General features: G+C 51.4%; 25 protein-coding genes. 10 read left to right on the forward strand and 15 right to left on the reverse strand.

All coding sequences use genetic code 11. The features are described 5' to 3' along the window. Window positions 1-8: 8 nt before the first annotated feature. From gspG to gspC, 5 genes are read right to left on the reverse strand one after another with little or no spacing between them, the layout of a single operon-like run. On the reverse strand, window positions 9-443 hold the full coding sequence (gene gspG, locus ACVA53_RS20750; protein ID WP_255041650.1) for a type II secretion system major pseudopilin GspG: 435 nt from the start codon (window positions 441-443) through the stop codon (window positions 9-11). Window positions 444-461: 18 nt separating this feature from the next. Further along, the gene (gene gspF / locus ACVA53_RS20755) at window positions 462-1,682 is read right to left on the reverse strand and encodes a type II secretion system inner membrane protein GspF (protein WP_255041649.1); all 1,221 of its coding nucleotides are present in this window, start codon (window positions 1,680-1,682) and stop codon (window positions 462-464) included. A gap of 3 nt (window positions 1,683-1,685) precedes the next feature. Beyond that, window positions 1,686-3,188, reverse strand: coding sequence for a type II secretion system ATPase GspE (gene gspE / locus ACVA53_RS20760; protein WP_255041647.1), 1,503 nt, complete (start codon window positions 3,186-3,188; stop codon window positions 1,686-1,688). Beyond that, complete coding sequence (gspD, locus tag ACVA53_RS20765; protein WP_373689547.1) at window positions 3,188-5,206, reverse strand: type II secretion system secretin GspD; 2,019 nt, start codon at window positions 5,204-5,206, stop codon at window positions 3,188-3,190. Before gspD ends, gspE begins: the two co-directional genes overlap by 1 nt. A gap of 38 nt (window positions 5,207-5,244) precedes the next feature. Further along, entirely contained in the window at window positions 5,245-6,150 is a 906-nt protein-coding gene (gene gspC / locus ACVA53_RS20770) for a type II secretion system protein GspC (RefSeq protein WP_446506143.1), read from the reverse strand. A gap of 246 nt (window positions 6,151-6,396) precedes the next feature. Here gspC and hslR point away from each other — a divergent pair, with 246 nt between their 5' ends. The 4 genes from hslR (at window position 6,397) to ACVA53_RS20790 (ending at window position 12,000) form a co-directional block, all read left to right on the forward strand. Continuing rightward, window positions 6,397-6,846 carry a ribosome-associated heat shock protein Hsp15 gene (hslR, locus tag ACVA53_RS20775; protein ID WP_446506144.1) on the forward strand — a complete coding sequence of 150 codons (450 nt, stop codon included), beginning with the start codon at window positions 6,397-6,399 and terminating at the stop codon, window positions 6,844-6,846. A gap of 94 nt (window positions 6,847-6,940) precedes the next feature. Then, a complete protein-coding gene (hslO, locus tag ACVA53_RS20780; RefSeq protein WP_446506145.1) occupies window positions 6,941-7,819 on the forward strand; it encodes an Hsp33 family molecular chaperone HslO in 879 nt (292 codons plus the stop codon). A gap of 320 nt (window positions 7,820-8,139) precedes the next feature. Continuing rightward, window positions 8,140-9,771, forward strand: a complete 1,632-nt coding sequence (gene pckA, locus ACVA53_RS20785; protein WP_446506146.1) for a phosphoenolpyruvate carboxykinase (ATP) — start codon at window positions 8,140-8,142, stop codon at window positions 9,769-9,771. Window positions 9,772-9,942: 171 nt separating this feature from the next. Then, entirely contained in the window at window positions 9,943-12,000 is a 2,058-nt protein-coding gene (locus ACVA53_RS20790) for an AsmA family protein (protein WP_446506147.1), read from the forward strand. On the opposite strand, the gene ACVA53_RS20795 is transcribed toward ACVA53_RS20790, so the two are convergent. From ACVA53_RS20795 to ACVA53_RS20805, 3 genes are read right to left on the reverse strand one after another with little or no spacing between them, the layout of a single operon-like run. Continuing rightward, window positions 11,955-12,875: a bifunctional GNAT family N-acetyltransferase/hotdog fold thioesterase gene (locus tag ACVA53_RS20795; RefSeq protein ID WP_255041640.1), complete on the reverse strand. Its 921-nt coding sequence runs from the start codon at window positions 12,873-12,875 to the stop codon at window positions 11,955-11,957. The genes ACVA53_RS20790 and ACVA53_RS20795 overlap by 46 nt on opposite strands. Before the next feature lie 43 nt (window positions 12,876-12,918). After that, window positions 12,919-13,356, reverse strand: a complete 438-nt coding sequence (gene dtd, locus ACVA53_RS20800; protein ID WP_255041639.1) for a D-aminoacyl-tRNA deacylase — start codon at window positions 13,354-13,356, stop codon at window positions 12,919-12,921. Further along, on the reverse strand, window positions 13,353-14,330 hold the full coding sequence (locus ACVA53_RS20805; RefSeq protein WP_446506148.1) for a virulence factor BrkB family protein: 978 nt from the start codon (window positions 14,328-14,330) through the stop codon (window positions 13,353-13,355). Before ACVA53_RS20805 ends, dtd begins: the two co-directional genes overlap by 4 nt. A gap of 65 nt (window positions 14,331-14,395) precedes the next feature. On the opposite strand from ACVA53_RS20805, the gene ACVA53_RS20810 reads away from it, so the two are divergent. Then, window positions 14,396-15,037: a DUF2959 domain-containing protein gene (locus tag ACVA53_RS20810; RefSeq protein WP_255041636.1), complete on the forward strand. Its 642-nt coding sequence runs from the start codon at window positions 14,396-14,398 to the stop codon at window positions 15,035-15,037. 9 nt (window positions 15,038-15,046) lie between these two features. On the opposite strand, the gene ACVA53_RS20815 is transcribed toward ACVA53_RS20810, so the two are convergent. Continuing rightward, entirely contained in the window at window positions 15,047-15,577 is a 531-nt protein-coding gene (locus ACVA53_RS20815; protein ID WP_255041635.1) for an AAA family ATPase, read from the reverse strand. Between the two features lie 91 nt (window positions 15,578-15,668). Continuing rightward, on the reverse strand, window positions 15,669-17,498 hold the full coding sequence (gene typA, locus ACVA53_RS20820; RefSeq protein WP_255041633.1) for a translational GTPase TypA: 1,830 nt from the start codon (window positions 17,496-17,498) through the stop codon (window positions 15,669-15,671). A 484-nt stretch (window positions 17,499-17,982) separates the two neighbouring features. Between typA and glnA the strand changes: the two genes are divergently transcribed. The 4 genes from glnA to glnG all read left to right on the forward strand — a co-directional run bounded on the left by glnA (window position 17,983) and on the right by glnG (window position 22,664). Next, window positions 17,983-19,392 carry a glutamate--ammonia ligase gene (gene glnA, locus ACVA53_RS20825; protein WP_255041632.1) on the forward strand — a complete coding sequence of 470 codons (1,410 nt, stop codon included), beginning with the start codon at window positions 17,983-17,985 and terminating at the stop codon, window positions 19,390-19,392. A 121-nt stretch (window positions 19,393-19,513) separates the two neighbouring features. After that, window positions 19,514-20,068: a DUF4124 domain-containing protein gene (locus ACVA53_RS20830; RefSeq protein ID WP_446506149.1), complete on the forward strand. Its 555-nt coding sequence runs from the start codon at window positions 19,514-19,516 to the stop codon at window positions 20,066-20,068. A 120-nt stretch (window positions 20,069-20,188) separates the two neighbouring features. Then, a complete protein-coding gene (glnL, locus tag ACVA53_RS20835) occupies window positions 20,189-21,238 on the forward strand; it encodes a nitrogen regulation protein NR(II) (RefSeq protein WP_446506150.1) in 1,050 nt (349 codons plus the stop codon). Window positions 21,239-21,248: 10 nt separating this feature from the next. Then, window positions 21,249-22,664 carry a nitrogen regulation protein NR(I) gene (glnG, locus tag ACVA53_RS20840; protein ID WP_255041628.1) on the forward strand — a complete coding sequence of 472 codons (1,416 nt, stop codon included), beginning with the start codon at window positions 21,249-21,251 and terminating at the stop codon, window positions 22,662-22,664. A 58-nt stretch (window positions 22,665-22,722) separates the two neighbouring features. Here glnG and ACVA53_RS20845 read toward each other — a convergent pair whose 3' ends face one another. Next, the gene (locus ACVA53_RS20845) at window positions 22,723-22,899 is read right to left on the reverse strand and encodes a hypothetical protein (RefSeq protein ID WP_446506151.1); all 177 of its coding nucleotides are present in this window, start codon (window positions 22,897-22,899) and stop codon (window positions 22,723-22,725) included. Window positions 22,900-22,942: 43 nt separating this feature from the next. Here ACVA53_RS20845 and ACVA53_RS20850 point away from each other — a divergent pair, with 43 nt between their 5' ends. Next, complete coding sequence (locus ACVA53_RS20850; RefSeq protein WP_255041626.1) at window positions 22,943-23,071, forward strand: hypothetical protein; 129 nt, start codon at window positions 22,943-22,945, stop codon at window positions 23,069-23,071. Window positions 23,072-23,158: 87 nt separating this feature from the next. On the opposite strand, the gene hemN is transcribed toward ACVA53_RS20850, so the two are convergent. The 4 genes from hemN to ACVA53_RS20870 form a co-directional block, all read right to left on the reverse strand. Then, complete coding sequence (hemN, locus tag ACVA53_RS20855; RefSeq protein ID WP_446506152.1) at window positions 23,159-24,532, reverse strand: oxygen-independent coproporphyrinogen III oxidase; 1,374 nt, start codon at window positions 24,530-24,532, stop codon at window positions 23,159-23,161. 151 nt (window positions 24,533-24,683) lie between these two features. Further along, window positions 24,684-25,169 (reverse strand): DUF2489 domain-containing protein, encoded by a 486-nt coding sequence (locus ACVA53_RS20860; RefSeq protein WP_255041624.1) that lies wholly within the window; start codon window positions 25,167-25,169, stop codon window positions 24,684-24,686. 3 nt (window positions 25,170-25,172) lie between these two features. Beyond that, complete coding sequence (gene yihI / locus ACVA53_RS20865) at window positions 25,173-25,712, reverse strand: Der GTPase-activating protein YihI (protein ID WP_255041623.1); 540 nt, start codon at window positions 25,710-25,712, stop codon at window positions 25,173-25,175. Continuing rightward, entirely contained in the window at window positions 25,712-26,353 is a 642-nt protein-coding gene (locus ACVA53_RS20870) for a class I SAM-dependent methyltransferase (protein WP_255041622.1), read from the reverse strand. The genes yihI and ACVA53_RS20870 overlap by 1 nt, the downstream gene beginning before the upstream one ends. Window positions 26,354-26,564 lie beyond the last annotated feature (211 nt).

Here is a 26,564-nt window from a genome sequence, read left to right on the forward strand (position 1 = left end):
ATCACAATTTAGAAGTCCAGCATGTTCCAGTTACCGATATCGGTATTGATACCCTCGCCGCCTTCTTGGCCATCGGCACCCAGGCTGAAAATATCAACAGCTCCGTGCTCACCCGGCATCACGTACTGGTATGGGTTACCCCAAGGATCGTTAGGCAAACGACGGATATAACCACCATCACGATAGTTACGTGGCTCCGGGCTCGATGACGGCATGCTCACCAACGCCTCAAGGCCCTGATCCGTGGTTGGGTACACGCTATTATCCAATTTGTACATGTCCAATGACTGCTCTAACGCACTGATATCGGTGACGACTTTCTGCTGATCCGCTTTTTCCTTGTTACCTAACAGGTTAGGTACCACCAAGCTGGCCAATACCCCAAGGATAACGATCACGACCATGACTTCCAGCAGCGTAAAGCCGCGTTGTTTGCGTTGCATTGAGAAAACCTCCAAAAATTACATTCCGACCATGTTGTTCAAAGCAATGATCGGCATAAGGGTAGCAATAACAATAAACATCACGATGCCAGCCATCGCGACGATCAATAAGGGTTCAAAAATCCCGAGCGCCATATTCACCAGCGACTCGAAGTCCCGGTCCTGGTTGTCAGCAGCACGGGTGAGCATCTGCTCGAGTTCACCACTGCGCTCACCACTGGCTATCATATGCAGCATCATAGGGGGAAATATTTTGGTCTGCTCCAACGAGACCCGCAGGCTCGAGCCTTCACGCACCTTGTCCGCGGCCTCGCGGATCTGCTGATTGACCCAGGTGTTAGTCATTACATCCGACGCCACCTTCATACCTTCCAGCAACGGGATGGCACTCGAGGTACAAATAGACAATGTCCGGGCAAAGCGAGATGTGCTTAAGCCCCGGGCAACCTTGCCGATTACCGGCAAGCGCATGACCCAGCGGTCCCATTTAAGCCGGAAGTCCGGCCGCTTGAGGGCCATCTTAAGCAAGATCACCACCACAGCAATGACCAGCAATACCACCAGCCCCCAGTTCTGAACAAAGTCACTGGCCGCCAGCAAAATTTCGGTAATGGTTGGCAGTTGCTGGCCCATCTGGACAAACTGATCAACAATCTTCGGTACCACGGTTGCCAGCAAAAAGGCCACCACGGCAATCGCGATCAAGGTCAGCATGGTTGGGTAAATCATCGCCTGCTGAAGTTTACTGCGCATTTTCTGACGGTTTTCGGTGTAATCCGCCAAACGGTTCAACACCGTATCCAAATGGCCAGATTTCTCACCGGCAGCTACCATGGCACGAAACAGCTGGTCAAAGATGTGCGGATATTCCGCCAGTGAATCTGAGAGGGTATACCCCTCGACCACCCGGGAACGTATGGCCAGCAGCATATTTTTCAGCCGTGGCTTTTCGCTCTGCTCTGCAACCGCCTTTAGACACTCCTCAAGAGGCATCGACGCCTGTACCAAGGTCGCCAACTGACGAGTGATCAGTGACAGTTCATTGGTACTGATCCCCCGACGCAGTTGAAAACCGCCACTGGATTTTTTCTTCTCGCGCTCGCGGGTCTGTACGACTTCAACCGGGATCATCCCCTGCTCACGGAGCTGCTGGCGAATTTGCCGCGCCGTATCCGCTTCGAGGACCCCTTTCTTCTGACGCCCTTTGGCATCCAGGGCTTTGTACTCAAACGCCGCCATTAGTTAGCCCTCCTTGGTAACCCGCATCACTTCCTCAAGGGTAGTAATACCGACTTTTACTTTGGACAAACCATCATCGCGAATACTTGGTGTATGGGCCCGTATAGCTTTTTCAATTGCCATCTCACCGGCTTCACCGTGGATCAGCTCCTGTACTGAGTCATCGATCATCAACAATTCATGGATACCGGTTCGACCACGGTACCCTTTGTTGTTACAGGCTTCACAACCTTTGGCATGGTAGAGGGTCAAACTCTCTTCTGCCGAAAGGCCAAACAGCTTCTTCTGCTCGGTATCGGCGTCATACGGTTCACGGCAGGTAGGGCAAAGAGTCCGGACCAAGCGCTGGGCCAGTACCCCAAGCAGGGAAGAGGACACCAAGAAAGGCTCAATTCCCATATCACGCAATCGGGTAATAGCACCCACGGCGGTATTGGTGTGCAAGGTTGACATTACCATGTGACCGGTCAATGACGCCTGCACCGCAATAGATGCGGTTTCGAGGTCACGGATCTCACCAACCATCACCACATCAGGATCCTGACGCAAGATAGCACGCAAGCCACGGGCAAATGTCATGTCCACTTTCGGATTGACCTGGGTCTGACCAATGCCGTCGATATCAAATTCAATCGGGTCTTCAACCGTCAAGATATTGCGCTCTTTGCCGTTAAGTTCCTGCAGGCCAGCATACAAGGTGGTCGACTTACCCGAACCTGTCGGACCGGTCACCAGAATAATGCCGTGCGGACGTTCAATGAGATGACGGAAGTTAGCATGGTTAGCTTCGGTCATCCCCAAGCTGTAGAGATCCAACCGGGTCGCATTCTTGTCGAGCAAACGCAGTACCACCCGCTCACCGTGAGAAGACGGCATAGTTGATACACGCACATCCACCGCACGACCACCGATCCGCAGCGAAATACGGCCATCCTGCGGGACCCGCTTTTCAGCAATATCCAGACGGGCCATAACCTTGATACGCGATACCAGCAGCGGCGCCAGCTTACGGCTCGGCTGTAACACTTCACGCAGTACGCCATCAACCCGGAAGCGGATCGACAGGACTTTCTCGAAGGTTTCGATATGGATATCCGACGCAGCTTCTTTGATCGCTTCGGCCAGCATGGCATTGATCAGCTTGATGATAGGTGCGTCGTCTTCCGACTCCAGTAAATCCTCTGTTTCAGGTAACTCTTCGGCCAACGCGAAGAAGTCATCGCTATCCGAACCCAGATCTTCCATCAACTGGCGGGCTTCGGAGGAGTCACGCTGATACGCTTCGGTCAACTTAAGCTCAAATGCCTTGTCTTCCAATGGATGCAGAACAAAACTGCCACCTGCCACCCGACGGATTTCCGCCAGTACCGAACCAGAGATCTGGCCGCTGTAATACAGCGCAACATCCTGATCCAATACTTCAAGCACCACCCGGTGGCGCTTGGCAAAAGAGAAAGGCAGCCGGAACAGCGGCTGCTTATCCTGTTCCTGGCTCAAATCATGCATTACTGTTTGCCCTCCAACTGGGCAACAAAGGCGCGGACCTCTGGCGGCAACGAAATGTCTTCACCATATTTAGGCAGTACCGGAAGTTCAGCGTTCGGCATCAGACGCAAGCCCTGATCCGCTTTGTATAACTGCTCGGCACGGATGTAATTGTACTTACGCTGGGTAATACCATCTGCCGTCACCCCGTCGCGGATAATCGTTGGTTTGATAAACACCATCAGGTTAGTCTTGGCCGTAGTGGTATTGGTCGATTTGAATAAGTGGCCGAGGATCGGAATATCACCCAATAGAGGGATCTTCTGCTCACTCTCATTGGTCTGCTCTTGAATAAGGCCACCCAGCGCCAGCATCTGACCGTCTTGGATCAATACGTTGGTAGTGAGCTGCCGCTTGGAGAAACGCACATCGACAGCACCATCAGCCCCCAGCACGTTAGACACTTCCTGCTCGATTTTCAGCTGGACCGAGTCCCCTTCATTGATCTGAGGTGTCACATTCAGCTTGATACCCACTTCCTTACGCTCAACAGTCTGGAACGGGTTATCATTGTTCGAGCTCGAGGTCGAGCCAGTCACAACCGGGACTTCCTCACCGACAATAAACGACGCTTCGCCATTGTCCATTACGGTGATACTCGGCGATGACAAAATATTGGAGTTACGATCTGAGGCAACGGCATTGACCAGCATAGTCCAGTCACCCATCACGATACCTAGCGCCGCACCATTTACCCCACCAAGCACGGAAGCTAAGGTGCTGAAGTCACCATCTTCTTCAATAGTCCGGGTCTGCTCAATACCATTGGCATCAAGATAAGTTTCGGTACGGGTCGAGCTTTGAGCTTCTTCCAGACCAATTGCGTACTGGGAAATTGGTACGCCTGAGTTACCAAACTGCACCACGCCACCGTCAGTGGTACCCCACTGAACACCGAAGTTCACCCCGTCGCCTTCGGCAAGCTCGACAATCATGGCTTCGATCAGTACCTGGGCGCGGCGGATATCGAGCTGGGCAATGATATTTTCCAGTGCGCGCATGATATCTGGCGGCGCGGTCAAAATCAGCGAGTTGGTATCAACGTGGGCCGAAATCATGACTTGGGAGTTGCTGCTTGACGTGGCACTCGCATTGCCCTGTTTCTCTGCCTGCAGGTTATCTGATACCCCCTTAAGGACATCAACCATCTCTGCGGCATTGGCATACTTCAGGTACACCACCCGGTTGTTGCCCGACGAGGCCATCTCTACGTCCAGCTGGCGGATCAGGCGACGAAGCCGATCACGCACCTGCGGGTCACCCGATAGCAGAACCGAGTTAGTACGATCATCAGCAACTAACTTAGGCTGCAGGAATTCAGGGGTAGATTTCGCGTCAGCCGTTTTGTTCAACGCGTCTACGATGCGTACCATTTCCGCCGCCGAGGCATTACGCAACTCGACCACATCGATCTCTTTATCACCGGCCCGGTCAACCCGCTCGATGATTTCCGCCAAGCGGTTCACGGTTGCCGCACGACCCGTGATCATGATGATATTGGCCGGATCATAGTGCACCACGTTACCGGCGCCTGCGTTATCGTTAAGCTGGCGCAACAGTGGCGACAGTTCACGTACCGACACATTGCGCACGGCAATCACGCGCGTAACGACCTGATCGCCAGTAATATTGCTGTTATCACCGACCACAGGGATAGCTGAAATCTTGGCGTCTTTATCACGGACGACCTTAAGCACACCGTTGTCCATTTCGACCACGGCAAAGCCATAGACTTCGAGTACATTCAGGAAAAACTGGTAGTACTGCTCATCATTGAGCAAATCATAACTGCGAACATTGACCTGACCACGCACCGCTGGATCCACGATGATAGTTTTCTGCAGGTTCCGCCCGACGATGTTAATAAATTCCTGAATGTCTGTTCCTTTGAAGCTGGCACTAAACTCGCTCGCCAATGCAGAGCTGCACATTAAGCTGCTTAATAACCAGAGGGCACTTTTACCCATCCATTTTTTCACAAAAAACTCCTGCGCTATCGCATGTTCGCTTTGGGCTACTATTGCAGCTCAATATAAATATCGTGTAACTGACCTTCTCGCTCGACGGTCAAGGTAAAATCGGAGGCACTCGACAATTCGGTCCACAATTTCGCCATCACTGCAGCATCAGTCAGATCATTGCCGTTGAGACTCACGGCCAGATCATTGGCCTTCAGGCCCACGGCGTCGAACAACGCCCGCTCTTTCCCGGGGTTAACCCGGTACCCCACCAACTCGCCATCCCGTTTCACTTGGGACAGGCGAATATAGCTAAATAATGTTTGTGGTTTCTCAAGAATTTCTTGTTTGATACGGCTCAAATCAGACGTTGGCTCCGGTTCTTGGGGAGCCCGGGGCTCTGGTGGACGAGTTCTTGCCGTATTCTGGGAAGGTTTATTGAAATCGACACCATCGAGCATCAGTGTTTCATCACGTCCGCTGTTGCGGATAATCACCCGGTCTGGATAGACGGCCTGAAGGGTAGCACGGGTGCCTTCTATCGCTTCGTTCAAGCCATAGGTATTTTGTTTACCGCGGTGGGTGATAACCGCCAGGGCAGTTTGCGGGTTTGAGCTGGCAACCAGACCGACGAGGGTCAAACTGAGGCGGGTCTGTGGCGCATCCTGCTTCACCGGTTGCTTACGTTCCACGACCGGAGCAGCACTTTCCTGATAGCGCCCGAACAGGTTCATGTTCAATACTTTGGTGATTTCGCCACGATCATTACCAGCGCTGGACGATACAGCGACAGTCGATGCCTGCCAGGTGGCGGGAGCTGGCGTTGGCTGCAAGGCCAACCAAACCATTCGGCCAATCACCCAGGCGAGCATCACAACCAGCGTCCAAGTAAGGAGGCGGGCCAATGAAGAGATTGAGATCCTACTATTGGACTGCAGGGTCCCTAACCAATTTGCTGTTACCATGAAAAATCCATCATCCTGCGGAAATAAAAACTAGCGCGTTATATCAAAATGTAATAGGAAAACATATTACTTCTTGGTTAAATCGTATAATTATCTGACTTAGTTTATCAAAGTGAGCCGATAAAGTTTCTCCTACTATCAATAGACTATCTATTTTATGTGATTTATTCCCAGATTGTTGTTGAAATCCCGATCCCATATCACCATTTATTAACTCTCAATGCCTGCTGACGCTCTGTCGTCAATATGGTACTTTTAGCGCCCTTTCGGGTTAAGGAGCATGCTGTGGGCCAGCAAACATCGCATTCAGACAACTTTCAGGTCCGTCTTGATAAGTGGTTATGGGCGGCACGTTTTTACAAAACCCGTTCTATTGCCCGAACCATGGTCGATGGCGGAAAAGTGCAATATAACGGCCAACGGTCCAAGCCAAGTAAACTGGTTGAAGTAGGTGCAGAGATCCGTGTGCGCCAAGGTAATGAAGACAAAACCATTATCATAGAGAAACTCTCAGGCACCCGCCGCGGTGCGCCTGAAGCTCAAACTCTCTATCGGGAAACAGCGGAAAGCGTAAAATTACGCGAAGAGCACGCTAAAATGCGTCGCCTCCATGCCTACGGCAGCCCGAGTCCTGAAAAGCGTCCTGATAAAAAGCAGCGTCGCGATATAATTAAGTTTAAAAGTCATTCCGATTAACGGTATTAGTTCAGTGTAGCGCAGAAAAGTTTCGTTATGTTGACGTTCAATACCAAAATTGGTCAATTAGATACCTGCTGGAGAAATCAAGCTAATGACAAAAGATAGTCTATACCGTTACCTGTTTGACGGTGTATCAGTACGTGGTGAACTGGTTCAGTTGGGCGATACTTACCAACAGATCATTTCCAGCAAGGACTACCCGGCCCCTGTTCAGACCCTGTTGGGTGAACTGCTGGTTGCCACAAGCCTGCTAACTGCCACGCTAAAATTCGAAGGTTCAATCACTGTCCAGCTTCAAGGTGACGGCCCGGTAAAACTGGCAGTGATCAACGGTGACCATGATCAGAAACTACGTGGTGTTGCTCGCTGGGACGGTGACATACCTGCCGAAGGCACTATCCATGACCTGATGGGCAAAGGCCACATGGTGATCACCATTACCCCAACCAAAGGCGAGCGCTACCAAGGCGTAGTTGGCCTAGAAGGCGACAGCCTAGCTTCTTGCCTAGAAGGTTACTTCGCCAACTCCGAGCAACTGAAAACCCGTATTTGGCTGCGCACTGGCGAACATGAAGGCAATGCCAAAGCAGCGGGTATGCTGCTGCAGATCCTGCCGGACGGCCAAGGCCATGAAGGTGACTTCGATCACCTTGAGCAGCTGACGGAAACCGTGAAAAACGAAGAGCTGTTCAGCCTGGAGGCGCAAGATGTCCTATACCGCCTGTACCACCAGGAAACAGTTAAGCTATTCGACCCACAAGACGTAATTTTCCAGTGTGGTTGTTCACGTGAGCGCAGTGCCTCTGCAATCTGCTCAATCGAGCGTGCTGAAGTAGAACGCATCATTACCGAAGAAGGCAAGGTTTCCCTGCACTGTGACTACTGCGGTACCAGTTATGACTTCGACAGTGTTGATGTGGCAGCCCTATTCGAACAGGCGGCGACAGGCAACAGCAACCAGGTGCATTAATTATTCAGTTTAAAAAAGACTGAAACTGAATTACAAAAGCCGGACATTGTCCGGCTTTTTTTTTACCTACCCCACACTTTAGCTGTTTATTTTGTAAGCAAGCAACATGCTAAGCCTCGCTTTTTTCAGAAAAAGTATTAAACCACAGGGGCTAGATTAAACACTTCACATAACGATAAAATCACCACCCACAACAAATTAAAGGATTTTACTTAATTTTAACCTTTTAATGGTTAATTTTTGATAAACCTCCCTGAATTACCCCTTTAGGGTTGCTAGCATGGTCAACAGTTAAACAACATCTTACCCAAGGAGCACCTATGACTGTCATGAACGTCGAGAAAAAGGTTGCAAAAACGCTAGATTTATCTCAATACGGTATCAGTAATGTTGCGGAAATCGTTCGCAACCCAAGCTACGAAGTTTTGTTTGAAGAAGAGACCAAGCCAAGCCTGGAGGGATACGAAAAAGGTATCGTTACCGAGCTAGGTGCCGTCGCGGTTGATACCGGCATTTTCACTGGCCGTTCCCCGAAAGATAAATTCATTGTTAAAGATGACACCACCCGCGATACCATGTGGTGGGCAGACCAAGGCAAAAACGATAATAAGAGCATTGGTGTTGAAGCATGGAACGATCTGAAAGAGCTAGTGACAGGCCAGCTATCTGGCAAGCGCCTGTTCGTGATTGACGGCTTCTGTGGTACCAACCCAGATACTCGCCTGTGTATTCGTATCATCACCGAGGTTGCTTGGCAGGCTCACTTCGTGAAAAACATGTTCATCCGTCCGACAGAAGAAGAGCTGGAATCTTTCGAGCCTGACTTCGTGGTCATGAACGGTGCCAAGTGCACTAACCAGAAATGGGAAGAGCACGAAATGAACTCCGAAAACTTCACGGTGTTCAACCTCACGGAAAAAATGCAGCTTATCGGCGGTACTTGGTACGGCGGTGAAATGAAAAAAGGTATGTTCGCAATGATGAACTACTTCCTACCGCTTCGTGACATCGCATCAATGCACTGTTCTGCCAATATGGGTGCAGACGGTGATGTGGCAGTCTTCTTTGGCCTGTCAGGTACAGGTAAAACCACCCTATCTACCGATCCTAAGCGCGCCCTGATTGGTGATGATGAGCACGGCTGGGATGATAACGGCGTGTTTAACTTCGAAGGTGGTTGCTACGCGAAGACTATCAACCTATCGAAAGAAGCCGAGCCTGACATCTACAATGCTATTCGTCGTGACGCACTACTAGAAAACGTCACTGTACGCAGCGATGGTGCGATTGATTTCGATGACAACTCGAAAACAGAAAATACCCGCGTTTCTTACCCGATTTACCACATTGAAAATATCGTTAAGCCAGTATCTAAAGGCGGCCATGCTAACAAGGTGATCTTCCTATCGGCTGATGCGTTCGGCGTATTACCTCCAGTGTCCAAGCTGACACCAGAACAAACCAAGTACCACTTCCTGTCTGGCTTCACCGCTAAACTCGCCGGTACTGAGCGTGGTATCACCGAGCCAACGCCAACTTTCTCAGCATGTTTCGGTAACGCGTTCCTAACGCTACACCCAACTAAGTATGCAGAAGTACTGGTTAAGCGTATGGAAGCAGCAGGCGCAGAAGCCTACCTGGTAAATACTGGCTGGAACGGTTCTGGCAAGCGTATTTCTATCCAAGACACCCGTGCCATCATTGATGCTATCCTTGATGGCTCTATCGACAGCGCAGAAATGAAGAATATCCCAATCTTCAACTTGGAAGTACCAACATCGCTGCCACATGTCGACCCAGAAATCCTTGACCCTCGCGAGACTTACACCGATCCTCTGCAGTGGGAAAGCAAGGCGAAAGACTTGGCTGAGCGTTTCATTAACAACTTTGAGAAATACACCGACAATACCGAAGGTGCCGCTCTGGTCGCAGCTGGACCTCAGCTAGACTAATCGCTAACCACACAGTTCTAAGCCCCTCACACGAGGGGCTTTTTCGTTAATTAAACGCCAGTTTTCCCGCCCAACCCTTGCAGCCTTGGTGAAATTACCGCCTAATAATCATAACCATCAGTATTTTTGCACTGAAGGCATATTCAGATCTATAGCGTGCTGGGAGCCAATATGCGTTTTATCGGGAAGATCATCGCCACCCTTGCTGTACTTATCGCACTGGGGATCACCATCGTGCTGGCCCTGCTACATACCCGGTATGCGACGCCGATGATCACCCAAGCCGTCAACCGATTTACACCCTATACCTTGGCCCTTGACGACATCCGCTATCATATCCGCGATCCGTGGCACCTGACCTTACAACGCCCCGCACTGACTATCACAGACGGTCAACCGCCAATAACCGCCAACCGGCTTTCTGTTTGGTTCAACCCAAGCTCACTGCTCCAACTGCAGTGGCAATTTGATAGCATACTGGTTGACGAACCCGTTGTTTTCGCCAAGCAGCTATCCGACCTCGCACCAGAAGCGATGGAAGCAAGCACCTTTGCACTGCCCGAATTACGCAGCCACCGGCTCGCGATCAGTCACCTGAACGTATCAACACCCTCGTTAAGGCTCAAGCAGGGCGAACTTCAACTCGACCAGTGGCATTATCAGCCCAGCAATCCGGCCCCTTGGTGGCAACAATTCGATGGTAATTTCCAGCTGGCAGCCGACAGCGCCCGCTGGCAGCAATGGCAGATCCAGCAGCCCCTACTTGATGGAAGCCACCGAAACAATCAGTGGACACTCAATGCTTTCTCTTTCGACTGGCAGAATGCCAACATCAATGGCCAGTTTGATGCAGCCCTCGACAAACGCTCCGTGGATATCCATCAACTCACCCTCTCCGGGCTGCAGCTACAAGATTTCAAGCTCACCAATGAAATCCAGCAACAAGCCTATGCGCTGGCCTCGCAAGGCTGGCAGGCGACAGTACGCCGGGCTGATATTCTCGACAGCAGTATCGAGCTGCCGTCGCTGAGCCTTAATCATGCTAATTTATCCCTGACCAACTGGCATTGGCCCGGCACCGTTTACTCACAAGAGGATGCCTGGTTATCTTTCAATGCCGAGAGCGGTAGCTGGCGCCAACGGCCATTTACCGATCCCCTACTTGATTTGAGCTTCACACCCGGCACCGTTGCTCTCAACGGTGTCGCAGTCAACGCGCTAGAAGGGTATTGGCGTGCAAGCGGCCGCGTTACCCCAGATGCTCTGCGGCTAGACAACCTTACTAGCAAAGGGATCAAATGGTTCCTGCCTGCCGACTGGACCGGACAATTGGTACAGGCCGTTTCGCCCTTCAAGCAGATTCGCATCGCTACACTGAACATCGGTTATGCCCAGCTAACCGCCGCCGACAGCAATACACCTTGGTATATCAATGGGCTTAACGTCAACGGTCGCGATCTGCTGATCCGCCAGCAGCCCTATTTCAACCTATGGCATGGCAGCCTATCCGCAACAGCAAGGCAAGCGAGTCTCAATACCATTGACCTGCAAGAACCGCTTGTCGAGATGCGCAGTGAACAAGGCCAGTGGCAGCTGGAGCAAGCCTTCCTACCATTCAAAGGGGGATTGCTAGAGGCAACAGGGCAATGGGATCTAAATCAAGAAGGCTTGCCTTGGCACGCAGCACTGCAAGGCGATAGTCTGCCTGCCAATATTTTGCCACAGTGGTTATCCCTGCCATGGCCAGCGGCCGGTCGCATAGATGCCACCGCCGCCCTGCAGGGACTCGGCCAGCACTATACCGGTCTTGCCCATAGCCTGAATGGCGAGCTCCGGGCTACATTCCGCGACAGCGAGGTCAACCAGGGCTCAACCACTTTTCTGCAGGCCTGGCACCCACCCGCTGCACAGGAGAGTATATCCGCAACCGCAGAGCCTACGATAACGGGCAGCCAAAGTGAAAAACCAACAGATGACACGGAAGAGAAAACCTCGCTGGCCATTACCCCGCTCAAAATCCGCAGTGATCGGGGCCGCCTCACGATAGCGCCGCTCACTATCAAGGGCAAAGACATAGACGCCTCATTGAAAGGGCAATGGGATTTGGCAAGCCCTACCGGGCAACAACTTGAATTGAATGCGAAGTTGGGTTGCCAACGCCTTATCAGGCGCTGGCAGGATGGTCAGCAGACGGTGTCGGTTTCGACTTGTGTCGGCAATAACATGTAAGTGCCGGTGAAGGTCGATGCCAACTCATCGCCGCTGTATACGTTGACCTTGACGATAGCTCGGCCTTTGCGGTGACTGGCAAGACGCTCAACATCCCCCTCGAGATCTTCAACGGTGACAACCGCACGCGGCCGCTCCTTGACCGGGGATCGATAACGGATATGGCTATCAACCAGAACGATATCAGCTTTGTATTTTCGCTCTTTCAATAGCATCCAGACAAAGCCCCAGCCTGCAAGTGTCGCCATGGTGAAGATACTGCCGGCAAACATGTTGGCTTTGGTATTGAGGTTGGCATTGATCAGGGCACTGACCTCAAAGCGGTAGCCAGTGTACTGACTTATCTTCACCCCCATTCTTTCACTGATCGGGATCTGGGACTGCCACAACGCCTGCAACTCCTGACACCAATCAGGATGACGGACCACTTCGGCCAGCGGCTCGAGGTGCTTGAGCATCTGCTGATGCCTGACCGGCCCTTTTTCCTCGCTCAACTCTCCCTGGTTGGTAAAACCGCTACGTAGGTAGAAGGGAATCGCATCCTCGCGGGCATTACAGACCAGTCGCTTTGCGCCTTCTTCTCGGGCCAGTGATTCCAATGCCATCAATACGATAGCCCCCATCCCCTGATGGCGATGATCCGGATGTACCGCCATGTAGCGAATTTGGCCATCATTATCCGGCGTCATATACAACCGGCCAATGGCAATCGTCTGGCCATTGTCACTGACGATCATCCGGTGGCTGCTGAGGCCATCATAGGCATCTCGCTCAGAGCCGATCGGCATATGCCAAGGCTCCCGCAGCATACGCCAGCGAAAGTCGTAATAGCTGGCTAGCTCTTCTTCCGTTTGTGGGGTGACAAGTCGAAACATGAAATCCTTCTCCAGCATTCCTAGGCAATACGCCTTTTTATCATTATACCTGCAACCAGAAGGTTACCGGGCCGTCATTCAGCAGTGCCACTTTCATATCAGCAGCAAAGATACCGGTTTCCGTTTTGATCCCTGTTTCTTGGCAGCATTCGACAAAATATTCATACATCCGCTCGGCGTCCTGTGGCGCGGCACCGTTGGAGAAGCCCGGGCGCATCCCTTTCTTTGTCTCTGCCGCCAATGTGAACTGCGAAACAACCAATACACTGCCACCCGCCTGCTGGACATTGAGATTCATCTTACCGTCTTCGTCTTCGAATACCCGGTAGCCCAACACTTTTTCACGCAGTCGCTTGGCCTTGGCTTCATCGTCGCCTTTCTCTACGCCAAGCAGAACAAGCAAGCCCTTGCCGATAGCACCAGTCACCTGGCCATCCACTGTTACGCTGGCTTCGCTCACCCGTTGGATCAGTGCAATCATTCGTTTTTACCTTTTCCTATAATGTCAGTCTGTTGAATGTCTGTGTCTGGAACTGCAGCCTGTTGGATACCCGATAATTCGGCCTGGGTCGGTACCGTAGTTTGCCAGCCCTTGGTTTCGGGGTGCCAATGGCTCTTTTCACCAAGGCTAGCGGTGATCTCGGCTCCGAACAATACAATACACCAACACAAATACACCCAGACAAATAAAATAGGTACCACCGCCAAGGCACCGTAAATCACCTGATATGAAGGGAAATTGGTAATATAAAGGGCGAACCCCTTCTTGCTCAGTTCAAACAAGACACTGGCAATCACCGCACCGACCAAGGCATGACGGAAATGCACCTTGGTATTAGGCACCAGCAGATACAAAACCAAAAAAGCCATGCTCGACATGATCACTGGCAACCAACGTAGAGATCGCTGCAGCAAGCCGTTGACAGCTTCGCTACCGAGTAGATTGAGCGAGCCGAGGTAGGAGCTAACAGCAATACTCGACCCGACTAAAATCGGACCGAGTGTCAATACCATCCAGTAAATCGAAAACGAGATCACCGGGCGGCGCTTTTCATGCACCCGCCAAATATAGTTGAGCGATTTATCGATGGAGGAAATCAGCATCATCGCCACCACAAACAGGGCGGCCACCCCTACTGCCGTCATCTTCCCGGCATTGGCGACGAACTCATTGAGGTATTGTTTCACCACCTCGCCCGCGGCCGGAACAAAATTCTCAATCACGAAGTTCTGTAGCAGCTCCCCCAGCCCGGCAAACACCGGGAAAGACGACAGGGCCGACAGCACCACAGTGATCAACGGCACCAAGGACAGCAAGGTCACATACGCCATCGATCCCGCCGTCACGGTCAATCGATCGTGCCCGACCCGGTGGTATAAATAACCGGAAAACGCCATGAAGTTCCGCGTCCGCTGGCGCCATGTATGCTTGCTAGTTATTGGTTTGTCAGCCATAGTCATGTCATTATTTGCTTGTATTCACAGTCACTTTTCACATATTAGGACACATGGAGTCAACTATGCCCTACCTGCTTGCGATCTTTCTCAGCCTCACCGCCCTGACCGGTTGCCAAAGTGCCTATTACTCTGCCATGGAACAAGTCGGCGTCCACAAACGTGACATCATGGTCGACCGGGTCGAGGATGCCAACGAGGCCCAGCAAGACGCCCAACAGCAATTTACCAGTGCACTCGATGCAGTGAAGGCACTCAACCAATTTGACGGCGGCGATCTGGAAAGCGCCTACAACCAAGTCAACGATCAGTACGAGGCCAGCGATGAGGCTGCCGAGAAAGTACGTGAACGCATCGCTGCTATTGAAGACGTCGCCGACGCCCTGTTTGCTGAATGGCAAGATGAGCTGTCCCTGTATAGCAACAGCAAGCTGCGCCGCGACAGCGAAACAAAGCTCAACAGCACTAAAGCCTCATACCAGCGCATGCTCAGTGCGATGCATCGCGCCGAGCAGAAAATGGATCCGGTACTGGATACCCTACGGGATAACACCCTGTACTTAAAGCATAACCTCAATGCAGCCGCAATTGGTTCTCTACAGGGAGAATTCCAGTCACTGCAACGGGATATCCAGCGGGCGATCACCGACATGGAAGCCGCTATCACCGAGTCCGAGCGCTTTATCTCCCAGTTGCAGCGCAGCTAACCTACCTATTTATTCCTGCTTGAGCCGGGCCAGTAACCAGCTGGCCCGCTCTTCTATCTTGTCCCACGGCACATCGACCACCTCGTAGCCAAGCTCACGGTAGGTTGATACCAACTGGGCATGGATTTGCTCTGCCTCGACAAAACTGTGCGGCCGCTCGTCATCCTGTACATAAATATCGGCATGCGGGGCACAGACGAAAACCGTTGGAAAGTACCCTTTAGCCATCGCCCAATAGTGCTCGTCAACCCTCTCGCCGCCAATAGTCAGGTAAGCACAAATATCGCCAATCGCCCTGTCGACAAATGCCGGCATGGTCCCTCGCCGGGCCTGCTCGCGCTGGTTGTTCATTATCTCAAGGCACAGCGCAGCAAAGCGCGGCAAATCGGTCCAGGGGAGAACCCCGTCAAGCAAAGCGGCCTGCTCACGGATCAGGCTACGGGAGACTTCAGGAAAAGTCATATATCCTCGCTGTGCCAACGTATCCAGCAGCGAGGTTTTCCCGGATCCCGGTCCCCCGGTAATAATTATGGGCTGCATAGTCTGTTCTTCTTTTTTTGTAGGGCCAGATACAACAATCCCCCCATGGTAGCACCGATGGGGGGATTGATTAACGGCAATCAGTTAGCAATTATTTTGCTGTACGGCTTGCACGCTTACGTTCGTTTTCAGTAAGCAGTTTCTTACGGATACGAATGTTTTCTGGTGTTACTTCTACTAGCTCATCTTCATCAATGAACTCTAGCGCTTGCTCAAGTGTGTGCTTGATTGGTGGCGAAAGCACCTGCGCTTCATCGGTACCAGACGCACGTACGTTCGTCAGCTGCTTACCTTTCAGGCAGTTTACAGTCAGATCGTTAGAACGGTTATGAATACCGATAACCTGGCCTTCGTAAACTTCGTCGGCATGCTCAGCAAACAGACGGCCACGCTCTTGCAGGTTAAACAACGCATAAGTTAGCGCTTTACCTGTTGCGTTTGAAATTAGAACACCGTTGTTACGCTGACCAATTACGCCACCTTTGTGTGGACCGTAGTGGTCAAACGTGTGGTACATCAGACCAGAGCCTGAAGTTAGCGTTAGGAATTCCGTTTGGAAACCAATCAGACCACGTGAAGGCATCATGAAGTCCATACGTACACGGCCTTTGCCATCTGGAGACATATCAGTCAGCTCACCTTTACGTAGGCCGATGTTCTCCATGATGCCACCTTGGTGCTCTTCTAGCACATCGATGGTAACCGTTTCGTACGGTTCCATTAGCTGACCATCTTCTTCTTTGATGATAACTTCTGGGCGTGATACTGCTAGCTCGAAGCCTTCACGACGCATGTTTTCGATCAGGATAGACAGGTGAAGCTCACCACGGCCTGAAACACGGAAACGATCTGGGTTATCCGTTTCTTCAACGCGAAGTGCAACGTTGTGTACCAACTCTTTCTGTAGGCGCTCAAGAATGTTACGTGAAGTAACGAACTTACCTTCTTTACCTGCGAACGGAGACGTGTTGACCTGGAACGTCATGGTTACAGTTGGCTCATCAACAGACAGAGCAGGCAGAGCCTCAACCGCGTTCACATCACAGATAGTGTCAGAGATTTTCAGTTCACCAAGACCTGTAATTGCAATGATGTCGCCCGCCGTTGCTTTTTCAACTTCGTGACGCTCAAGGCCAAGGTAACCCAATACCGTACCGACTTTACCGTTACGTGTCTTACCATCAGCACCCACAATAGTAACCTGCTGGTTTGGTACCACAGAGCCACGGGTTACACGAGCAACACCGATAACACCCACGTAAGAGCTGTAGTCTAGCTGAGAGATTTGCATCTGTAGGCTGCCATCAACGTCAACGCTTGGGGCGTCAACCGTATCAACAACCGCTTGGAACAATGGCTCCATGTTCTCGCCAACTTCACCTTCATCCATTGTTGCCCAGCCATTAAGAGCTGAAGCATAAACAGTCGTGAAGTCTAGCTGCTCATCTGTTGCACCTAGGTTATCAAACAGGTCAAATACTTGATCCATAACCCACTCAGGACGTGCGCCCGGACGGTCGATCTTGTTGATAACAACGATAGGCTTAAGGCCGTGGGCAAACGCTTTCTGAGTTACGAAACGCGTCTGAGGCATTGGGCCGTCAACAGCATCAACAATCAACAATACAGAGTCAACCATCGACATGATACGCTCAACTTCACCACCGAAGTCGGCGTGTCCTGGAGTATCTACGATGTTGATGCGGTAATCATTCCAGTTAATTGCTGTGTTCTTAGCAAGAATGGTAATACCACGCTCTTTTTCGATGTCGTTGGAATCCATTACGCGTTCTTCAACGTCACCGCGAGACTCTAACGTGCCAGACTGCTGAAGCAGTTTGTCAACCAGGGTGGTTTTACCGTGGTCAACGTGCGCAATAATTGCGATATTTCTTAATTTATCGATCTGTGGATTAGACATGGATTCACATTCACTCAGAACATGCAGCAACCGGATGGCGCTACTTGGTTAAAAAAACGGCTCATAATCTAACAGATTTTACGCCAAAACCCACGTAATATGTGATTTATATCACCGCCTTTTTCGTTCTACTTGCTCTAACCAGGCATTTTGCTGCATCGCAGGCCAGTAAAGCCCCCCTCCGAACGCCTTTTCTATCAACTTTTCCCGGCCGAGCCAATTGACAATATATCGCGCTGGGCTAATGTAGATACGCGCACCATTAAAGGGATAACAACCCATACCGCACCAACTTGGTGCAGCAAATCCCCATAACAGTGCAAGTGATGGACAAATTCAGCCTCAAATACCTGCTAAGTGCGCTATTTTGGGGCTTTGAAAAGTTGGCACAGTTATCGCATTGTCTTTTAGCAATAGAGCGAAACACGCTCATTCCTAATTTATTGCGGCCTGATGCCCAATCTAACACCGGAGGTTATTCAAGATGTCAGTAGAAAGTGTACTAGCGCTGATCCAGGAAAATGAAGTTAAGTTTGTTGACCTACGCTTTACCGATACCAAAGGTAAAGAGCAGCACATCTCTATCCCATCCCACCAGATCGATGCTGACTTCTTTGAAGAAGGCAAGATGTTTGATGGTTCTTCTGTTGCTGGTTGGAAAGGTATCAACGAGTCAGATATGGTAATGATGCCGGATGCAGCTAGCGCGGTACTAGACCCATTCACAGAAGATGCAACACTGAACATCCGCTGTGACATCCTAGAGCCTGCAACAATGCAAGGCTACGACCGTGACCCTCGCTCTATTGCCAAGCGTGCTGAAGACTTCATGCGTGCAACTGGCGTTGCAGACACTGTATTGATCGGTCCTGAGCCGGAGTTCTTCCTGTTCGATGACGTGAAGTTTGCCACTGATATGTCTGGTTCTTTCTTCAAGATCGACGACGTAGAAGCGGCTTGGAACACAGGTTCAGATTTCGAAGGCGGTAACAAAGGCCACCGTCCTGGCGTGAAAGGTGGTTACTTCCCAGTAGCACCGGTTGATTCTTCACAAGACATCCGTTCAGCCATGTGTCTAATCATGGAAGAAATGGGCTTGGTTGTTGAAGCGCACCACCACGAAGTTGCAACGGCAGGCCAGAACGAAATCGCTACCCGTTTCAACACGCTAACAACCAAAGCGGATGAAATCCAAATCTACAAGTACGTTGTACACAACGTTGCTCACGCATTTGGTAAAACTGCGACATTCATGCCTAAGCCACTAGTAGGCGATAACGGCAGCGGTATGCACGTTCACCAGTCACTGGCGAAAGACGGTGTTAACCTGTTCGCTGGCGACAAGTACGGCGGCCTTTCTGAAATGGCGCTTTACTACATCGGCGGTATCATCAAGCACGCACGTGCAATCAACGCCTTCGCTAACCCAGCGACAAACTCGTACAAGCGTCTTGTTCCTGGTTTCGAAGCACCAGTAATGCTGGCTTACTCTGCACGTAACCGTTCGGCTTCTATCCGTATCCCAGTGGTACCAAGCCCGAAAGCACGCCGTATCGAAGTTCGCTTCGGTGATCCAGCCGCTAACCCGTACCTAGCATTTGCAGCAATGCTGATGGCTGGCCTTGACGGTATCCAGAACAAGATCCACCCGGGTGAAGCGATGGATAAAGACTTGTATGACCTACCAGCAGAAGAAGCAGCAGAAATCCCAACCGTTGCCGAATCTCTACAGGGCGCACTACAAGCTCTTGACGATGACCGTGAGTTCCTAACCGCTGGCGGCGTATTCTCTGACGACTTTATCGATTCTTACATCGGCTTGAAGTCTCAGGATGTTGAAAAAATCAACATGACCACGCACCCACTAGAGTTCGAACTGTACTACTCAGTTTAAGTAACTGATAAACAGCTCGACATTATAGATTTAGGCCAGCTTCACAAGCTGGCCTTTTTGATCTTGTTACCGACCAACCCAATGCCAACAATGAGGGATCATCCACCGTCTGATAACAAAAATGTACAGAACTAGAATATCCCGCTTGCTAACAGCACTACTGCTAATTTCAACCACCACAGCCGCCAGCGAAATCTATACCTGGCAAGATGAAGATGGCGTTACCCACTTTTCCGACCAGCCCTTCCCTGGCGCATCGGTGATAAGCATTCAGGCCCCCCAAGAATCAACGGATCCCCAACCTCTCGTCGCAGAAACAGACCTCGACACTGAACAACCAAACGAGTCGATCCTGCCAGCCGCAAGCATTCAGCTGACCAGTCCGTCCGATCAACAAACCGTACGCGACAACCAGGGCAACCTAACAGTCATGGCTTCGAGTAACCGCAAACTCAATCAAGGCCACAGCACCCGGTTGCGCCTCGATGGTGAAATCTACGGCCGCCCGCAGGCCCAACTAATTTGGCCTCTCACCAATATTGACCGCGGCAGCCATACCCTACAGGTAGAGTTGCTAAAACACGGCAAGGTTATTGCATCATCTGAAGAAATAACTGTCTTCTTGCACCGTGCCCGTATCAACCAGCGCCCGGCACCACTCCCAGTGCCCAAATAACAGGCGCTTGCCATTTTTTCGTTCACGATACCAGACAGACAGGCTACACTTGATTGCACCAATATGGTGCATTGGCGGTTCAGTGCACCATTATGAACTGCACCAACAAGGATGGTAACTGTGACGGCTGACTTTTCTTCCCTGATCCTGGACAACCAAGTCACGGCAATCGTATTACTCGATGAGTCGCTGACCATACGCTATGTCAACCCGGCAGCCGAGCAACTGCTGTCGTTCAGCAAGCGTCGACTCAACAACACCCGCTTCCCAGATCTGCTCCAGCACACATCGTTAGATCTGGGCCTTATTTCCGACACCCTTCAAAGTGGGCAAGGGTTGGCTGACAGCGATCTCACCTTTGTCATCGACGGTCGCCACCATACCCTCGAGCTCAATGCGAGTCCGCTGTCATGGCAGCGCGAGTTGTTGATATTGCTCGAGCTCAAGCCTATTGATCAACAACGTCGGATCAGCCAAGAGCTCAGCCAGCACGCCCAGCAACAAGCCGCCAAGGAATTAGTGCGCGGGTTAGCGCATGAAATCAAAAACCCACTGGGTGGCTTGCGCGGTGCCGCCCAGCTGCTGGAAAAAACCTTGCCCGATCCGAGCTACACCGAATACACCCAGATGATCATCGAGCAGGCCGACCGACTACGCAACCTAGTCGATCGCCTACTCGGGCCGCAGCGCCCAGGCAACCGTCAGCAAGACAATATTCACGTGGTACTGGAAAAAGTCCGTCAGCTGATCAGTATTGATTGTGGCGAGGATATCCATCTGCACCGCGACTATGATCCCAGCCTGCCCGATTTCACCATGGATGCCGACCAACTCGAGCAAGCTATCCTCAATATTGTCAGCAATGCCTCATTGGCGCTCAAGCAACACAGTGGCGGTAATATTACCCTCAAGACCCGTACCGCCCATCAGACACTGATCCACGGCAAGCGATACCGGGTTGCCGCCAAAATCGACATCATCGACGATGGCCCAGGGATCCCGAGTGATATCCAGGACACCCTGTTCTACCCCATGATCACCGGACGCGAGGGCGGAACCGGGCTGGGACTGTCCATTGCACAGAACCTGGTCGACCAGCATCAAGGCAAGATTGAAGTCGTCAGCTGGCCAGGCCATACCAAATTCACCCTGTATTTACCGATTATGTAGAGGATTCACCATGAGCAAAGGACTAATTTGGGTCGTTGATGACGACAGCTCAATCCGTTGGGTACTGGAGCGAACCCTCAATGCCGCCGGACTGAAATGTGAAACTTTCGCCAATGCCGATAGCGTGGTCGAGGCAATGGAGCGCAGCGTACCCGATGTACTGGTGTCTGATATCCGCATGCCAGGTATGGACGGGTTTACCTTACTCAAGGTGCTACAGGCAGACTACCCGACCCTACCAGTAATCATCATGACCGCCCACTCCGATCTTGACGCTGCGGTGAATGCCTATCAGGAAGGGGCCTTCGAATACCTGCCCAAGCCGTTTGATATTGATGAAGCCGTTAGTTTAGTCGAACGTGCAGTAACCCACAGCCAGGAGCAGAAACGCCAACAACAACCTGAAACAGTTGAAAAAAACGCCCCAGAAATCATCGGTGAAGCCCCGGCAATGCAGGAGGTATTCCGCGCTATCGGCCGCCTATCCCGCTCGTCCATCTCAGTGCTGATCAACGGTGAGTCGGGTACCGGTAAAGAGCTGGTCGCCCATGCGCTGCACCGCCATAGCCCGCGCAGCCACAAGGAATTCATTGCCCTCAACATGGCAGCCATTCCCAAAGATTTGATTGAATCGGAATTATTCGGCCACGAAAAAGGCGCTTTTACTGGTGCCAATAGTGTCCGCCAAGGCCGCTTTGAACAGGCCAACGGCGGCACCTTGTTTCTTGATGAAATAGGAGACATGCCGCTAGATATCCAAACCCGATTACTGCGAGTGCTGGCAGATGGCCAGTTCTACCGAGTGGGTGGCCATTCACCAGTCAATGTTGATGTCCGGATCATCGCTGCGACCCACCAGAACCTAGAAAGGTTGGTTGCCGCCGGAGACTTCCGCGAAGATTTGTTTCACCGCCTCAATGTCATCCGGGTTCACCTTCCCGCGCTCAAAGATCGCCGCCAGGATATTCCGCAGCTAACCCGCCACTTCCTGATGCGTGCCTCTAACGAGCTCGGAGTCGAGGTCAAAACCTTACACCCGGATACCGAAGAAGCGTTGACGATGCTGGACTGGCCGGGCAATGTCCGCCAACTGGAAAATACCTGCCGCTGGCTCACTGTGATGGCCAGCGGTAAGGAAATCCTACCTGCTGACCTGCCACCGGAGCTGGTTGCCCCGAGCGAGCCGGACACCAGCGAAGGTGGCCATCTACACTGGCATAATGCATTGGAAAAATGGGCCTTCGACAACCTTCGACAAGGGCACCAAAACCTGCTCGGTGAAGCATTGCCGGAATTTGAAAAAATCCTGCTCGAAGCGGCTTTGGAGCACACCCATGGCCATAAACAGGAAGCCGCGCGATTGCTGGGCTGGGGCCGTAACACCCTGACCCGCAAACTCAAAGAGCTCAATGTCATGACCGACTAATCCTGCACACCTTTCATGCGGAAAGGCATTCAACAGCACCACAGGGTTTCTTTCCGCATCAACAACTTGTCCCAGCGATGACCAAAACCGCATGTGAAAGCCATCGAGATGACAACTCGACCGCAGCATGGCGAGGGCGGTGAGAAGCAAATAAAATGCCACTACTGGTCGCTTTTTGACCTCCCCCCATTCCATCTTCGCTCATTTTGCGTACAATACCCCCGGCTTCAATCATCACTTAAACCACATAACACTAAAAACACAGTTGGATCCCCACCATGCTGGAAAGTCTATTTTCATTCAGCGTGGCAATGCCTGCTGTCAGTGAAATCGCAGCCAATGGCCCTGGTCATTTTGCTGCCGGTATCCTGGCACTGATTGCCGCGGTGAACATGTTTCACGGCTAATCCTTGAGCTAGCCAATATCAAAAAGCCCCCGAGCATAACGGCTCGAGGGCTTTTTGTTTATCTGGACGATAAAACCAATACTGGTTTTAGATCACCCGCGAAAACTGTTGCTGACGAGCGCGATGGCGCAAATACTTATCAAAGCACATGCAAATATTTCGGATCAGCAGGCGACCTTTCAGCGCGACATCAATCGCGGTATCACTCACCTCAACCAGACCATCATTGATAAAGGTCTGTAGCAATTCGATATCTTCAGCAAAGTAGCTATCAAAGTCGATATCAAACTGTTGCTCGATCGCGGTTTTATCAAGATGGAAGTTACAAATCAGCGACTTGATCACTTCACGGCGCAATAAGTCATCGGCATCCAGCGAAACCCCTTTCCAGAGCGCCTCACGTTTTTCATCCACACTGGCGTAATACTGCTTGAGCTCTTTCTGATTCTGGGCGTAGCTATTACCAATCATCGAAATCGCCGATACCCCAAGACCCAGCAGATCAGTGTCCCCCTGAGTGGTATACCCTTGGAAATTACGGTGCAAGATACCTTCACGCTGGGCCACCGCCAGCTCGTCTTCCGGCAGGGCAAAGTGATCCATACCTATGAACTGGTATCCGGCACCAGTCAGGGTCGCAATGGTCTGCTGCAAAATCGTCAGCTTCTCATTGGCCTGCGGCAAGTCCGCATCTTTGATCTTACGCTGGGCGGCAAACAGAGTCGGCATGTGGGCGTAGTTGAAAATCGACAAACGACCCGGGCGCATGGTCAGCACCTGATCGAGTGTTTGGGCAAACAGATCCGGGGTCTGCTTTGGTAGGCCGTAGATCAAATCTAGGTTGGTCGAACGGAAACCCAGTTCGCGGGCACGCTCTACCATAGCAAAAATGAACGCTTCATCCTGCTCTCGATTAACCAGTTTCTGCACTTCTTTATTGAAGTCTTGCACCCCGATGCTAAGGCGGTTGAAACCTTCGCCACGCAGGTGGTCAAGCATATCTAGTTCGATTTCACGCGGGTCAACCTCGATGCTGATCTCGGCATCGGGGGTAAACGTAAATTGCTCGCGCAACAGGCCCATCAAGCGGCTCACCTGCAGCTTAGTCAGGAACGTTGGGGTGCCTCCGCCCCAGTGAAGCTGGCTAACAGTTCGCTCACCCAGCAATGTCGAACGCTGGCGGATTTCCTGCTCCAACGCATCAAGGTATTGATCAGCTTTGTGCTGGTGACGGGTGATGATCTTGTTACAGCCACAGTAATAACACAGCTTGTGGCAGAACGGGATGTGGACATACAGCGACAGGTTGCGCTCAGGATACTGGGCACACGCCATGTCAAATTCCGCAGGCGTAAACGCTTCGTGAAATTCCAGCGCTGTTGGGTATGAGGTATAACGCGGACCCGAATAGTTATATTTTTCGATTAAGGCCTGATCCCAAATAATTTGCTCATTTGACATGACTTAGTTCCACTAAATTAGAGGGGGAGAGAATATTGATCACCAAGTGTGACACAACTTGGTAAAGATGTAGATAGAAGATAACTAAACTGCTACCCCGATCAGTATTCCCCTGTCTCTGAGTATAGACAGGGGAAAACAGGAACCAAAATCAGACAGTTGGCTTGGCAGCCAAGATCAGATCCAGCTCAGACTTGATAGTTTCAACCAAGCGCGCTTCGGCCTTCATCCGGAGCAAGTCCAGCTGCATGCGCTCTTGCTTGGCCAGGGTCTTACGCGCATCCCCGCGTGGCATGTCCTTCACCACTTGGTAAAGCTCATGCATAGCCGGATACTGGTTGGAAAAGTCCACCCGATGATCACCTTGCAGCACTTCCATCAGCTTGTACAAACGAATGGCAATTTCCGACATATCACATTCATCTTGCTTGCCGGCGGCAGCAATGATCAACACGCTTTCCATGATATTGGCATTGCGCTGCTTAATCCCTTCCTCCTGCTGACGCTGGGCGCGAGCGAGAAATGCCTTATGGCGCTGGGTCTGCTGGTAGAGTTTAAACAACAAATAGCCGGCATAACTTGCCAATACCGCCACAATCAAGCCGGCCAGCCCTAGCCACAATGTCAAATCCTGCAAGGGTTACTCCTTGTCTAAACCGTCAAAGTCCATGTTTTCGAACTGATCGAGCAGGTCATCATCTGAACGAGGACCACGAGGGGTATCTACTTCGTTCATTTCCGGCTCGTCTTCTTCCATTAGGCCAAGCTGGTTCATCAGCTGTTCGATACGATCAAGCTTCTGGTCAACTTGCTTCTGCAAGCCAGCACCCAGTTTCTCACCGGCTTCGATACGGTCAAGCAGTACCATCAGCTGGGCATCATTTTCCAGCATTTGTAGCTCTTGCTCAGCGCTCATGCGGCGTTGTTGCTTAGTCATCGGCTTTTTCGGCTCAACAACCAAAGGGATAGCCTTCTTACTACCGTGACGCGGATCTTTACGCTGCGCGGCCTTACGAGCATCGTCTGGCGATACCATCGAGTGGCGGCTACCTGACTTCAGGCCCTTACGCTTACGATCTTTCTTACGTTGTAGGCCATCGACATCATTCTGAGTACGGGTCTTAATGGTGACTACCTGATCGGATGATCCGGTAGCACGACTTCTTTTCTTACGGGTCATTACTGGGTTTTCCTCAGCAAAATTACATCATTCCCAACAAACTCGACGTCCAAGCCATCTCTTTGGGCTAAATATTGGAACGTCTCGCGGCTAAAAAAGCTCACATGCGTTGGGTCGTTCTTGTAATGCCATTGCGCAAAGGCATCTGCATCTTTTGCCAGTTTGGTCATCAAGCCCAGCCAACCACCGGATTTTACCATACCAACCAGCTGCCCCCACTCCTTCGCAGGCGTATAAAAGTGTTCTATTGCCTCGGTACAGGTCACAAAGTCATATTGCGTGTCCAGCACCTCTGGCTTATTGGCAAAATACGGATCATAAATTGCCATCTTGTGGCCCGCTTCAGCCAACATCAGCGACAAGGTCGGGCCGGGGCCGCAACCAAAATCCAAACCATCAAGCGAGGTAGCGCCAAGACGCTCCATCAGTGGCTCAGCAAGCCGGGCGAGAAAGCGCCGGTAGCCCAAGTCTTCCGGGTTATTCTCATGCAAATCATAGTGCGCTTTCTCTTCTTCTGACGACAATCTCGACTCGGGATCAGCAAAAATTAATGCGCACTCACCGCAACGGACATACTGCCGACGCCGATCTTCAAAAAACAGCGCAGTGCTTTGGCTATGGCACAGCGGACAAGGGCTCATCTTCGCTCTCCGGTAAAATCTATCGCACAGGGCATTGCCACAGCGCTCAATGAAGCCGGGTATCATAGCAGATTTGATGGAGAAATGTGCACTACTAAGGTAGGAGGGAGGTAAGTGTCTGAAAAGAAAAAGCGACATAGGAATCAGCATTCTAGGGATGGGGTGCACACACGGATGGTGAACTGGTTGCCAGATGGCAACATGCTGATGG

This window comes from Photobacterium sp. DNB23_23_1 (assembly GCF_052873815.1).